10 protein-coding genes are annotated in these 12,740 nt (G+C 62.4%); 3 read left to right on the top strand and 7 right to left on the bottom strand.

Annotated features, from left to right (window positions below; all coding sequences use genetic code 11):
- Positions 1-4: 4 nt before the first annotated feature.
- The 5 genes from DAEP_RS0118845 to DAEP_RS23010 all read right to left on the bottom strand — a co-directional run bounded on the left by DAEP_RS0118845 (position 5) and on the right by DAEP_RS23010 (position 5,081).
- Positions 5-781 (bottom strand): type 2 periplasmic-binding domain-containing protein, encoded by a 777-nt coding sequence (locus DAEP_RS0118845; RefSeq protein ID WP_008557041.1) that lies wholly within the window; start codon positions 779-781, stop codon positions 5-7.
- A gap of 1,010 nt (positions 782-1,791) precedes the next feature.
- The gene (locus DAEP_RS0118840; protein ID WP_027245760.1) at positions 1,792-2,388 is read right to left on the bottom strand and encodes an SDR family oxidoreductase; all 597 of its coding nucleotides are present in this window, start codon (positions 2,386-2,388) and stop codon (positions 1,792-1,794) included.
- 26 nt (positions 2,389-2,414) lie between these two features.
- Complete coding sequence (locus DAEP_RS0118835; RefSeq protein WP_027245759.1) at positions 2,415-3,029, bottom strand: glutathione S-transferase family protein; 615 nt, start codon at positions 3,027-3,029, stop codon at positions 2,415-2,417.
- On the bottom strand, positions 3,026-4,402 hold the full coding sequence (locus DAEP_RS0118830) for an NAD-dependent succinate-semialdehyde dehydrogenase (RefSeq protein ID WP_027245758.1): 1,377 nt from the start codon (positions 4,400-4,402) through the stop codon (positions 3,026-3,028). The genes DAEP_RS0118835 and DAEP_RS0118830 overlap by 4 nt, the downstream gene beginning before the upstream one ends.
- 370 nt (positions 4,403-4,772) lie before the next feature.
- Positions 4,773-5,081, bottom strand: coding sequence for a hypothetical protein (locus tag DAEP_RS23010; RefSeq protein WP_051337451.1), 309 nt, complete (start codon positions 5,079-5,081; stop codon positions 4,773-4,775).
- A gap of 240 nt (positions 5,082-5,321) precedes the next feature.
- On the opposite strand from DAEP_RS23010, the gene DAEP_RS0118820 reads away from it, so the two are divergent.
- The 3 genes from DAEP_RS0118820 to DAEP_RS0118810 all read left to right on the top strand — a co-directional run bounded on the left by DAEP_RS0118820 (position 5,322) and on the right by DAEP_RS0118810 (position 7,817).
- Positions 5,322-5,672 (top strand): hypothetical protein, encoded by a 351-nt coding sequence (locus DAEP_RS0118820; protein WP_027245757.1) that lies wholly within the window; start codon positions 5,322-5,324, stop codon positions 5,670-5,672.
- Between the two features lie 88 nt (positions 5,673-5,760).
- On the top strand, positions 5,761-7,071 hold the full coding sequence (locus DAEP_RS24410; RefSeq protein ID WP_245595123.1) for a hypothetical protein: 1,311 nt from the start codon (positions 5,761-5,763) through the stop codon (positions 7,069-7,071).
- Positions 7,068-7,817 (top strand): COG3904 family protein, encoded by a 750-nt coding sequence (locus tag DAEP_RS0118810; protein WP_027245756.1) that lies wholly within the window; start codon positions 7,068-7,070, stop codon positions 7,815-7,817. The genes DAEP_RS24410 and DAEP_RS0118810 overlap by 4 nt, the downstream gene beginning before the upstream one ends.
- A 245-nt stretch (positions 7,818-8,062) precedes the next feature.
- On the opposite strand, the gene DAEP_RS0118805 is transcribed toward DAEP_RS0118810, so the two are convergent.
- On the bottom strand, positions 8,063-11,476 hold the full coding sequence (locus DAEP_RS0118805) for a chemotaxis protein CheB (protein WP_027245755.1): 3,414 nt from the start codon (positions 11,474-11,476) through the stop codon (positions 8,063-8,065).
- Positions 11,477-11,975: 499 nt separating this feature from the next.
- A complete protein-coding gene (locus DAEP_RS0118795; protein ID WP_051337449.1) occupies positions 11,976-12,719 on the bottom strand; it encodes a hypothetical protein in 744 nt (247 codons plus the stop codon).
- Between the last annotated feature and the right edge of the window lie 21 nt (positions 12,720-12,740).

Here is a 12,740-nt window from a genome sequence, read left to right as displayed (position 1 = left end):
GGGGTCAGTAGGACATGTAGTTGTCCGACAGCGCGTCGCGGTATTTGTCGGTCCAACGGGTATTGATCTCAGCGATTTTGCCTTCTTCTTCAAGCTCGGCAAAACAGCGGCTGAATGCCTCCGCCATGGCGGGGTCGCGGAAACTCATGCCGTAGGGGGTCGGTTCAAAGATTGCACGGAATTCGATCGGCTGGCTGGCATCCACGCCCGACGCGGCACCGGCTTCCTGCAAATGGCGGGCGAATTCTGCAAACAGCATGCCGTCGCCGACGATGCCATCCACGCGCTTGCCGTACAGAAGCTTGCTCTGTGTTTCCTGATCGGCCATCTCGCGGTAGGATTTGAAGCCGCCGGTCGCGTCGGAAAGCCCGGGAATGATGCTGGCGGCGCCTTCGAAGGCAACAATCTTCATGCCGTTCAGGTCTCCAAGCGTGCTTACCTGCGCGCCCGAGGACTTGAGGAACGAGATGCCGTTCTGATAGGAAACGTAGGGTTCAGTCTGCGTGCCTGCGGTCGGCATGCCAACCGGCACGGTGGCGACCGCGTCCCCTTTTCCGGACTCGAACGACTGCCAGTGGCGCGTGAACGGTTGGATGGTGAATTTGGCAGTGTGGCCGCAACGCTCCAGAGTGGTTGCGATGATCTCCGCCTCCCGGCCAGAGCCATCCTTGTTGACCATTGGCGGCAGATCGCCAACGAGGACTTCAACCTCGGCGGCGCTGGCGTGTTCTGACATGAGGGCTGCAGCTGCGCAGAGAAGGGCTGCAAAACGGGTCTTCATTGAGTGTCTGCTCCTGCAAAAGTTGATGCCTGCACGCTAGACGGCGAATCTTAATTGTTGCTTATTGCAGAGCTTGACGGAAATTTTACGTCCTGCTGCCGGACAGGGGCGCATTTGGAGCAATTCCTTCAGGAATGGATTATCTAATGCTTCTGCGGCCTTACAGGGTTTCGATGTTTCCGGGGCCAGCCTCGCGGAAAGTCGGTTTTCTAGATTTCCCGCAAGGCCGCGGGCAGCTCACGCACGTGACGTCACTTGGCAAAAGATGCCCTGTCAGAGGGCGTAACGGGGCTGACCTCCCTGTCCAGACGGCAAAATGGCCTGAGTGCGCGGATTAATCAGGACCCCGTGGGGCCCTTAAAAAAATTGCGGAAAATTGGCGCGGGAACCTGCGCCTGGACGCATGTTTCACGTGCCGCAGGCCGCAGCTTTGCCGCCTGGCAGCACGCAAGCTCCGGCCCCATCGCGGCGTTAATCCGCCTGAGCACCTGACTTTCTGCCGACCATCCGCACCCGCTGGAGCCAGAACGAGGGCGCAGGCCCCGAGGTGATCTCTCACGCCAAACCCGGCTCCCGCGGCAAGAGCTAAGCCCGGAGTTGCCCTTCGGCATAAATGTGCGGGACACGTCGCGGAGTATCTGAGCGCCTATCGTGGGTGCCCAAGGGGGCGGCAGGCAACCCGGCGCCGCCCATGTTTGGCCACCGGTCAGGCAGGCCTTCAGCCGCAGTCAAAGCGAAAAGCGGGCTTTCTGTGCGAGCAGATCGAAGGGCATCACAGACCCCGTTTTTTTTAATCCAGGGCTCCAGTTTGGCACGCGGCGCCAGTACAGCAACTCTCACGTTAGAGCTGAAACGAAATCACCCGGAAAGCTTTATAGATTGCCATACCAATGCAGGTCAGCTTCCAAAATGAATGCTCGGATAATGGTCTCGTTGGGGCGGTAAAAGGGCCTTCTGCAAATGAACGCGCGATGCCCCCAGCGACGGCACCGCCGGGGGCAATCTGCTGCTCAGGCCGACTGCATGTCGAGCGCCTGACCGTCCAGCCCGCCGGTTGTGGCGGCTTCTGCCAGCACTGCTGCCACATCGGCGCGGCTTGCCTTTGCAGACTTGTCGACATGGCCGCCAAGGATGACATCGGCACTGCGGCCGCTGTCTGTCAGCGATACGGGCCGCAAGATCGCGTAGGTCAGACCGGAGCTTTTGAGGTGTTCATCGGCGGCGTGCTTGGCTTTCAGGTAATGCGCTAGATCACCCGACGGATCGGACTGGTCCGCGCCGATGGAACTGAGCATGACGAAGCGGCCGACACCGGCGTCCTTTGCAAGATCGATCAGCCGCATCGCGCCGTCGCGATCCACCTTCTCCGTCATTTCCGGCCCGGTCGAGCCGCCGGAGCCTGCGGCAAAAATCACCACATCCGCGCCGTCGCACACCCCCGGTTGCAGGTCGGTCAAATCGCCATGCCTCAACTTGGTGCCTTCTGGCAGGCTGCTGGTGTCCGAACTTTCCCGCACAAGCGCGGTCAGGCTATGGCCTCGATCCAGCAGGTCTTGAGTCAGAATCCGGCCGGTTTTTCCGGTTGCACCGGCGATAAGGATGTTCATGGGCATGAGAAGTCCTTTCTGTCCGGTCAAGCGGGCGGTGCCATCGGTCCCGCAGATCGCGTCGCGGCGATATAGCCCGGTTGCCGTTGCAGGGCGTCCCAATAGGCGGCGACCTTCGGATGGTCCGCCAGAAGGTCGAACCGCGCCAAAAGCGCGACGATGTAGGAGAGCTGAATGTCCGCGAGCATCGGCTTGCTGCCGAACAGCAGTGGCCCGTCGCCGATGGCTTTTGCGAGATAGTCGAGGTGGGTGTCGAGTGCGGCTTTCGCATCGTCCGGCACCGGTTGGCCGCGGAACGCGGGCAGGATCACCTGCAAGGCGATCTCAGCCAGGGAAGCTTCGACGTAGTCGAAGAGCGCCTCGTGCCGCCAGAAGTCCGCCGTGCCGGGCGGCGGTGTGTGGGTGTCATCTTCATACTTTGCCGTGAGGTATCGCAGGATCGTGGAAGACTCGGCAATCATCTCGCCGTTATCCTCGATCACCGGAGATTTTCCCAAAGGGTGAACCTTGGACAGCGTTTCAGGGGCGCGGAAGGCCTCGGTTCGGTCATAGTCGATCCGGTTACAGGGCTGCCCCAAGTCCGCCAGCAGCCAGAGAACGCGGGTGGCGCGAGAGTATTGCAGTGCATGGAGTGTGATCATGGCAGGTAAATCGCTTTCACGTTGACGAATTCTTTCATGCCAAAGCCGCCGTGTTCGCGACCGTAGCCTGAATCTTTAACGCCGCCGAAGGGCATGTTTGGATCGGCCGCTCCGAAAGAGTTGATGCGGATCATCCCGGTGTCGAAATGGTCGCGGGCCAACCGCAGCGCGCGCTCTTCGTCTTGAGAAAAGATCCCGCCGCCGAGGCCGTACCGGCTGTCATTTGCGATGCGCATCGCGTCTTCGTTGTCCTTGGCTCGGATCACGGCGGCCACGGGGCCGAAGATCTCGTCATCATAGGCTGGCATGCCGGGGGCCACGTCCACGAGCACGGTTGCAGGATAGAACGCGCCGGTCCGATCAGGCGCTTTACCGCCGCACAGTGCCTTCGCACCCTTAGCCACGCTTTCGTCCACCTGTTCCTTCACGGTTTCCAACTGGGCGTCGCTTGACAGCGGGCCAAGCTGGGTGTCCTCGTCCGTGGGATCTCCCATCTTGACGGCCTTCATCTGATCGACAAAGGCGGACACGAAGGCGTCATAGACCTTGTCCGCTACGATGAACCGTTTGGCTGAAACACAGGTTTCGCCATTGTTGTAGAGCCGCCCGATGACCGAGTATTTGACCGCAGTTTCGATGTCGGCGTCCTCCAGCACGAGGTAAGCGTCATTCGAGCCCAGTTCCAATACCGTCTTCTTCAGCGCCTTCGAGGCCACGCTGCCGACATGGCGGCCGGCGCCGTCGCTTCCGGTCAATGTTACTCCGCGCACAAGTGGGTGCGCGATGAGCGTGTCGCTGGTGCCGTGATCGATCAGGACGACCTGAAACAGGTCCTCCGGCAGGCCTGCTTCGATGCACAACTCACGCAGCCGCAAGCCCGAGCCGGTGCAAATGCTGGCATGTTTCAGCACGCAAGCATTTCCCGCCATCAGGTTTGCGGCGAGCACGCGAACCGGCTGATACAGCGGAAAATTCCAGGGCTGGATAGAGTAAATCACGCCGATCGGCTGATAACTGATGATCCCCCTCGCCCCGCCGGTGCCGTGGGTCCGCTCTTCGTCGGCCAGGACATCGGGACCGTGTTTCGCGGTGTAATCCAAGATTGCCGCGCAGATCTCTACCTCTCGCTTGCCGTCTTTCAACAGCTTGCCGGTCTCGCGAGTCATCAGCGCCGCCAGCTCGTCAGCGCTGGCGCGAAGCCGTTCCGCGATCTTGGTCAGGTATGGGGCCCGCTCGGCATGGGACAGTTTTCTCCAATCAAGAAACGCTTCCTGCGCGGACTCCAGCTTCTGGATTGCCTCTTGCTCTGTCATGAGCGGATACGTTTTCAGCGTTTCGCCGGTTGCGGGATTCATCGTGGTGATCGTCGGCATGATGGCTCCTTCGGTAGTCAATAAAACAACCCGCTAGCTTGTAGAGGAGTTCCGTCTTCCGCCGCGTCAGTTGAGACCTGCAGCCCTTAAGAGGCACCGAATTCAACCCCGGCACGATGAACAACGCCTCGCCGCCACTCCGTAAGCTAGGTTCGGACCTCACCCTTCGTCGCATGGCCTGAACTCGGTTCAGTTTCGGAAATTAGCCCTGGAATGGAGGTCTCAATGGCCGGACACCCCCTTCCGCTTGGCGGACCGCGGTGAAGGAGCCGCTTACAGCCTTTCCTCAGGGTGACAGCGGCAAACCGGGCCGCACCCGGCCGCCCGGTTCGGGCGGGGCGCGTTTACTTCGAGCAATGCCGCCTGGAAATCAGCGGCCGTTTTTGGGCGGCCGGGTCAGGCGCTTGTAGTTGGAAGCGGTGGCACGGCTGTAAGGGGCCATCGCTCCGGTCATGACAGCCTCCATCGGCTTGCCAGCCGCTGCGAGCTGCGCGGCTGCCTGAGCGCTGGTTTGAAACGCTTTCACTTTCTCCAGCACCATTCGCCTGTTTTCAGCCGGCGCTGCGGGGGCAATGCCCAGCATGCCCAGGGTGCGGATGGAAATGATGATTTGCGCTTCGAACGCCATGCGCGCAACGCTGGCGGCAAACCGGATCTGTGCGGGAAGGTGCAAGAACATGAGCGGACTCCTCGGCCATGGCCGACGGCGCCGGCCTTGAAGGAACAACGCCTGCGGGGGTGCAACTGTTCCCGCCCCTTCCGGGGTTGAGCGGACTATGTCCGATTTATCCTGCGCTGACGGGAACCAACCCGCCAATTCCGCGTTTATCCTGAAAAATCAGAAACATTGAACATTTCCGGGGCACACGTGCGGCATCTCCTTTTTCACTACCTTCGTGAGCTTCACGAATGGCGCGTTTTGGACACTTCCTTATTCGGCTTTTGCGGCAGCAGCCTGCCGGAGGCGGTTGACGAAATCCGCGGCTCCGAGGCAATCCAGCGCCATTGGATGCTCCGGACGCATGGCTTTGGCCCGGTGATACCGTGGGACACCGCAAACCCGGATGAAAACGGCCTTGGCGGCCTGATCGAAATCTACGCCATAGAGGATAGCTTGGCCCTCGGCCCAATCGGGCTGAGGCCGCCGCAGGTCTGGGTGGAAGTCTTCCGGGCCGGTTTCACACCGGCGGCCGCGGTCAAGCTGGAAAAACCAGCACGGCATCCCGCTGTGCCCGCCATCAATCCGGCTGGGATGGCGGCAGCGCCATAGGCAGCTGCGGCAGCCGCCGGAGCAGACTTGTCAGCTGCCGCCTTGTTTTCCCCGCCGCAGGGAACATGTTCTGAGGGGAGGTGCCAATATGAAACGTGATATCAAGGGCCTTCGCCACGCGCGCGAAGTCGAAGAGCATTTGCAATGGCTGGACAGCTTCACCTCGGCAGCTCTGGGTGTGCTTGCGGTGGCCTCTGGCATCTACACTTATCTTGGCGTGCGCGGGCTTCTGGATGACGACGGCGCTCTGTCGCTGTTTGCGGCCGTATCTTACAGCGCCGCTGTGTCAACCGGGATCTATGTGTTCTGGTCGTACCTGTTGCGGCTGCTGCCGGCAATGCGGACAGCGGCGGCGCGGATGTGGCTGTTTCTGTCAATGGCGCTGGGGTCGGCTGCGATTGTTGCGATGTCGTCTTGGCTGAACGCTGCCGCCTTGGCCGGGTCGGCGGCTGTGGAGCAGCATCTGGCGCGCACGGTTCAGGAATACCAGACCTCGCTGGAGCGCGCGAATGCGTTTGCGCTGCAGGGCCAGGCCCTGCGCCTGGACGTCGGCAGGGCGCGGCAAGGGTTCGAGGACCTGTCGCAGCAGGAAGCAGGCGGCGGCCTGTCCGGCCTGGCTGGACGCGGTGCCGTGTTCCGGGTGCTGATGCAGAAATCCGATGAACTGGCGGCGCTGGAGGGGCTGATCGCAAAACAGGAGGCGCCGCTGGCCGCTGCCTTTGCGGAAGGCAACGCGATCCTCAGCCGGATGCGCGCGCTGACAGTCGCACCGGGGCCTGTTACCGCCCGCGGCGTCGAGTTTTCAGAAGAATCCGTGCGCCTGGCCGGCATCATCGCAGAGCTGCGGCAACTGTCTGTTGCGCCGATGGTGGACCGTGCGGCGCGGGATCTGGCGGAATCCGTCGTCCTGCCGCGTCTGGACGCGGGGGATGCGGGCGGCCAGGCCGCTCAGCAGGCAACCATCACCTCCCTGCTGCAACTCTTGGCGCAAAGGGCAGAGACCTTGCAGGCCGCCGCGGCGGAGGTGCTGGCGCTGGAACCCGCTGCCGAGGTTGTCTACACGCCGATCTCCAAGGCCGATGCGGTGATCCGCTATGCCGGGAATTTCGCCCCTTCCTGGGCCGGTGCCATCGCCATTGATCTGCTGCCGGCGGTCCTGGTTCTGATTGTTGCGGTGGCGCAGGGCGCCGTCCGTGCCGGGCGCGACCCGGCGGAACCCGAGGATTCGATGACCGTGGCCGAGCTGCGCGCCGCTGTGCTGGCGCTGCGCGAGGTTGAGGCCGCGGCCCCCGGCGCGGCCTGGGATCCGGAGGATGAGGAGACCGCCGGCGAGGCAGAGACCAGCAGCGGATCTCCCGGCGCCGCCGGGCCGCGTCCCGGACCCAGAGCGGTTGAATGACCTGGGGCGGGAGAGTTTTCGCGCGCAGGCCGGGGGCACCGTTCCGCTGGCTGCTGGGCTGCCAGATCGGCCTGGCGGTGATGCTGGTGGCGCTTGACCTCGGGCCGGCGCTGCCGCGGATGCTATCGCCCGTATCGGTGCCGGAGCTGGACCAGCCCACCCGGCCTGGGGATCAGACCCGCCATTACCGTCCGGACCGGCCCGCAAATCCCGGCCCTGGCATCGACCGTGACATGCCACGCCGCCTGGTGGCTGAAGAAACCACGCTGGATGGCAAGCGGGCACTGCTGCTGCGGGGCGCGATCTCGCGCGGTGACGGCGAGCGGATCGTTGCGGACCTGCGCCGTCTGAAACCTGGCACTGTCCTTCTCGATAGCTCCGGCGGCAGTGTCGCCGACGCGCTGGAAATTGGCCGTGCAGTCCGCGAGGCTGGAGCGGACACGCGCTTGGCGGAGGCGGCGGTCTGCCTGTCGGCCTGCCCCTACATCTTTGCCGGCGGCACCGGGCGGCAGGTTGCGGAGACTGCGCGTCTCGGTGTTCATCAGCACCGGTTCGGGGAATCTGACATCCTGCCCGCATTCCTGGCGGTCGAGGATATCCAGCGCGGCCAGGCCCGTGTGCTGGAGCACCTCGACACCATGGGAATCGACCTGCGGATTATGGGCCCGGCGATGGCCACGCCCCCCGACGAGATATATATCCTGACCGCCGAAGAGATGGCGGAGTGGAACGTCGTAACGGACTGATCGCTGCCACGGCACAAAGGTGAGCCAGCGCAGCGGGACCGAACCGTCCGTAACGGGGGGCAGTCCTGGTCGTCCGGCAGCCTCATTTCCGGATATGCGGCGTGCGGAGGCAAGGCTTGGCGCCTTTGAGTACAGCAAAGCCTCCCCTTGCCGATGCCCGCGGAAAAGACAGAGGTGTCTGACATCAGCACCACGGCCTGGAGCCGAAAACGCCAACCCGGCGCCACGGACCCCGGCCGTTCCGGCTAAGGGAGTGGGATGGTCAAGGTGCTGTGCCAGCTCGACTGGGTATGCGTCTCCGAAAGCCTGCCTTCCAGCTGCTGGACAGAGTGTTTCACCAACAGGCTGCCAAAGCCGGTGCCGTCTGGCGGGCCGTCCTTTCGCTGCGCCTCCGTTTCTTCCTTCCAAGCGATTTCCAGCGCATTGCCAGGCACTTTTTCCCAAGTCACATCGACCCGGCCGCCCTCGGGACGGAAGGCACCGTATTTGGCACTGTTCGTGGTCCATTCGTGGAACACAAGCGCCAGCGGGGTGAGCTGCTCGATGTCGATCACAATGTCGGGGCCGGCCACGGCGGTGCGGGCATTGCCCGCATGCGGCCGGACCGCGCATTCGATAAGATCTTTCAACTGCACACCGCCGGTCCCGTTTTGGCTTTGCGTCAGACTGTGGGAGCGGCCAAGCGCCTCGATCCGGGCCCGGACATCACGGGCCAGCTCCGCCGGCGAATTGGCGGAGCGCGCAGCGCCGCTGACAAAACCGCCGATAATTGCGAACAGGTTTTTCACCCGGTGGTTCATCTCCCGGATCAGCAGCTCCCGCTGTTTGGCCAGCCGTGCCTCGGGACTGACATCAAAGGTGACGCCGATCATGCGGACAGGGCTTGCCGCATCGACGAGACGCCCCAGCCCCCGCAAATGCCTCACGCTGCCATCCGGCAGGCGGATCCGGAACGCCGCCGAGAAGTCCTCGTCGCCGGCGATCGCGCGGCGCAGCGAGGCTTCCACCCCGGGGCGGTCCTCATCGAGGATGAGTTCCATCAGCGTATCAATACCGTTGTCACCGCTCTCGCTGACTCCGAACAGCGCCAGTTCGCGCTCGTCCAGGAACGTTTCCCCGCTTTCGGCGTGGTACTCCCAGACGCCAAGCTGGGCGACCTCTACCGCCAGCTGCAGACGCTCACGCTCCAGATTGAGATCCTGCTGCATGCGCAGCGCCTCGGTAATGTCATTAAAGACGATGGTCGCACCATCAATGGTGCCATCCTGCAGCCGGTAGGGCAGCACACGCAGCGCCCATTGCCGCGCACCGTCGGACGAGGCAACCGTGCGGGCGGGCACGGAGTCGCCCATCAGAACGGCGCGGGCGTCTTCGATATGCTGGGCGTTTTCCAGCAGGCTCGCCACCTCGGTCAGCGGCCGGCCGCGGTCATTGTCCTTGAGCGGAAACACGGATTTTGCAGCCTCGGTAAAGCTGCGGATCTGCAAGTGCCGGTCCAGAACCACCACCGCCAGGCGGGTCGACTCAAAAAAGTTGCGCAGATCCGAGTTCGCCATCGTCAACTGGTCGACCTTGGTCTTCAGCTCATCGTTGACTGTGGTCAGCTCCTCGTTTGTCGACTGCAGCTCCTCGTTCATCGACATCATTTCTTCATTCGAGCTCTTCAGCTCTTCATTGGCGGTCTCCAGCTCCTCAACCGTGCCGCGCAGCCGGTGCCGGGTCAGGCGCAGCTCGTCCTGCAGCACCTGCAGCTCGCTGTCGGCCGGCCCCAGTTCCAGCATGTCGTCTGCGGCGCCCGGCTCGAACGGGGCAGCGTCACGGAACACCAGGAGCACGTTTCCGTCGGGCAGCGGATCGGCCACCACATCGGCGACCTGCTGGCCGAACTCCGCATGAACTGTCACATCCCGGGCCACCACCCGCTTCTTGCCCGTCGCTGCCTGCCGGATCATTTGCGGCAGCACGTCGCGCAGACCGGGACGGGCCAGCGACACGGCAAAGTTAATATCCCGGCCCGGGCTGGGATACTCGAAATACTTTGCCAGCCTGCCGTAGGTTTTGATCACTCCGCCATCGGTATCAACCACCATCGAGGCAGGCGTGTAATGCTCCACCAAGCGGCGGACTGACACGCTCTCTTCCCAACTGAGGCGCGAGGATTCAGCATAGCGCGGAAGCTCGAGGCTGCGCTTTTTTGCGGGTGCGACGCTGGCTGGCAGATTGAACGGGTAGAAGGGCCGCCCTTCCAGCCGTTTGTAGATGCGGGACTTCTGGTCTGTGACCGAAAACAATTCCTCGTGCCGGCCGATGCTTTCGGAGGGGCCCAGAAACAGGTGCCCGCCCGGGTTCAGCGCATAGTGGAAGATCGGAAACACCTGCTGCTGCAGCCGGTCGCCCATATAGATAAGCAGGTTTCGGCAGGAGATCAGGTCAAGCTTGGAAAACGGCGGATCCTTCACCAGGCTGTGCGAGGAGAACCGGATCAAGTCGCGCACCTTCGGCGCCATCTGAAAGATCCCGTCCTTGCCGATGGTAAAGTGCTCGCGCAGCCGCTCGGGGATGTCGGCCAGTGCTGAGACCGGGTAGCGTCCCTCGCGCGCCAGCGACAGCATGCTTTCGTCGATGTCGGTGGCAAATATCTGCACCAGCGGCCGCGGTATCCGCGAGGCCAGCGCATCGGCAAACAGCACCGCGATGGAATAGGCTTCTTCGCCGCTGGAACAGCCCGGCACCCAGACGCGGATTTCATCCTCGGCGGTGGCCCGCTCCACCATTGGCAGAATGACCCGCCGGTTCAGTTCCTCGAACATCTCAGGATCCCGGAAAAACCGGGTAACGTTGATCAGCAGGTCCCGAAACAGCGCTTCGCATTCATCGGCGTCGTCGCCGATGCGCTCCAGATAGGTCGAAGGCTGAGTGATCCCAAGCACCTGCATGCGCCGCTCAATCCGGCGTACGAGCGTAGATTTCTTGTAGCCCGAGAAATCATGCCCCACCGTCTTCCGCAGACTCGCGCACATTTCGTCCACGTGGTCGGCCACCACCTCGGCCGCCTTCTCACGCGTTTCCCGCGCACTGCTGCGGTCGAAGAACGTGCGCAGGCAGGCGACGATGCTGCCGGGATCGCGCACAAAATCCACCAGCCCGGTGCCGATTGCCGACACCGGCATGCCGTCATAGCCCGCGGTATCTGGCTCCTGCGCGACACAAAGGCCGCCGCGTTCCTTGATTGCGCGCAGCCCGCTGGTGCCGTCGGCACCGGTGCCCGACAGGATCACACAGGCTGCGTTGTGCTCCTGGTCGCGTGCCAGGGAAGCAAAGAAATCGTCGATCGGCCGCCGCAGGCCCCGCGGTTCCTTGAACTCGTGCAGGCGCAAGCAGCCATCCTCTATGGCGAGCCCGCGGCCGGGCGGTATCACGTAAACGTGGTTGGCATCCACCCGCTCTCCGCCGGAAACCTGCTTCACCGGCAGCGGCGTCTGCCGGCCCAAAAGCTCGGCCATCATGCTTTCGTGATTCGGATCGAGATGCTGAACGATAACAAAGGCAAGCCCCGTGTCCGGCCCCGCCGCGGAAAGCATCTCCCGTATCGCTTCCAGCCCGCCTGCCGAAGCGCCGACGCCGATCACCGGCGGCGCTGAAGTCTCGTTGTTCGTCATCGCGTTTCCCCAAGTTCCGGCGGCAGTGTGCCACTGAATTCAAGCGGCGCTCAAGCGAAAGCTTCCCGTTTACCTTGTCAAACGGAGGATTAGTTTTTGTTTTCACCGTTTTACCAGCGCCGCCCGCCACCGTGCCTGCGATCCTTGCGCCGGAGGCAGGACAGCATCAGAGCCATTGGGTTATGCTGGCACACCCTTTGCTGTCAGCACCATGGGCCTGGCACACATGCTTCGCCAGTTCCAGTCCGACCGTGATAATCTCAGACATGACCGCCTCCCAATACGGGTTATTACGATCCCGCCTTGGCACTTCGATGCCGTCGGGGGCGGTTACAGCATCAAGGCCATGCACGAATGACGTGATCTATTAACTGGCCCCCGGTTATCGTTTCGAGTTTTCCGCAGTGAAACTCTGGATAAGAGAAGAGCAACCCAATAATGACCAGCCGGGCCAATGCTGACATTATCGGGTGCGGGAGTTTTCCCTTATTCACGCGGATCAGAACCGGTATGTCGCTCCGAAGATCGCACCGGACTGGCTGAACTCAAACGGGTTTCCGTTCACCTCATTCTCCATGGAAATATAGCGATACCCGCCGCGGAGCACCCAATTTTCATTGAGCACGTAGCCGGCTGTCAGCAAGACCTGCCAGGTTTCATTGCCGCCGCTGAAGCCGCCATAGTCGAAAAAGGCGGCTCCCTGCCAGCGATCCGAAAACGCCGTCCGGATCCGGAACCCAACCACCGGATCAACCCAGCTTGCATTTGCGGCGGCGCTCCGCTGCGGCGCGGTGCCGGGCTGCAAGGTCAGGGTTGTGTCCGTGTCGAACCACCGAAAACCAGCAACGAGGTCGACTGCCGCTCTGCCGCTGTCATGCACCCGGTATCCAGCATACCCGTTCAGGATCTGGGTCGTCATCGATGTGTTAAGCCCCGAGTGCGCAGGCCCGGGTGTGTCATTGCGGAAGGACAGGTCCGTATACATGTAGTCGGTTAGAAAGCTCCATTTCCCGTTACTGGCCGCGAAAGCTCCCATAAAGGCAAAATCAAGGTTCTCAATTGCGTCGCCGAAGCTGAGTGTGCCCTCGATCCGCCCTGCGGGTGTATTGATTGCGGTTTTTGACTCGGGCGTGAACAGGTAGATCGTCGCCTCGTAGTTCCAGTCAGAATTCTGAGCAGACGCAGGCCCGGATGCCAGGAGGCCGGCAGCCGCCGGCACGATTGCGGCCAAGAAGGTTTTCATAGGCAGATCCTTTTGAGCAGA

This window comes from Leisingera daeponensis DSM 23529 (genome assembly GCF_000473145.1).
Classification (GTDB): Bacteria; Pseudomonadota; Alphaproteobacteria; order Rhodobacterales; family Rhodobacteraceae; genus Leisingera; species Leisingera daeponensis.
Note: the sequence above shows the minus strand (reverse complement) of the source record. Positions and strands in the feature narration are given on the sequence as shown.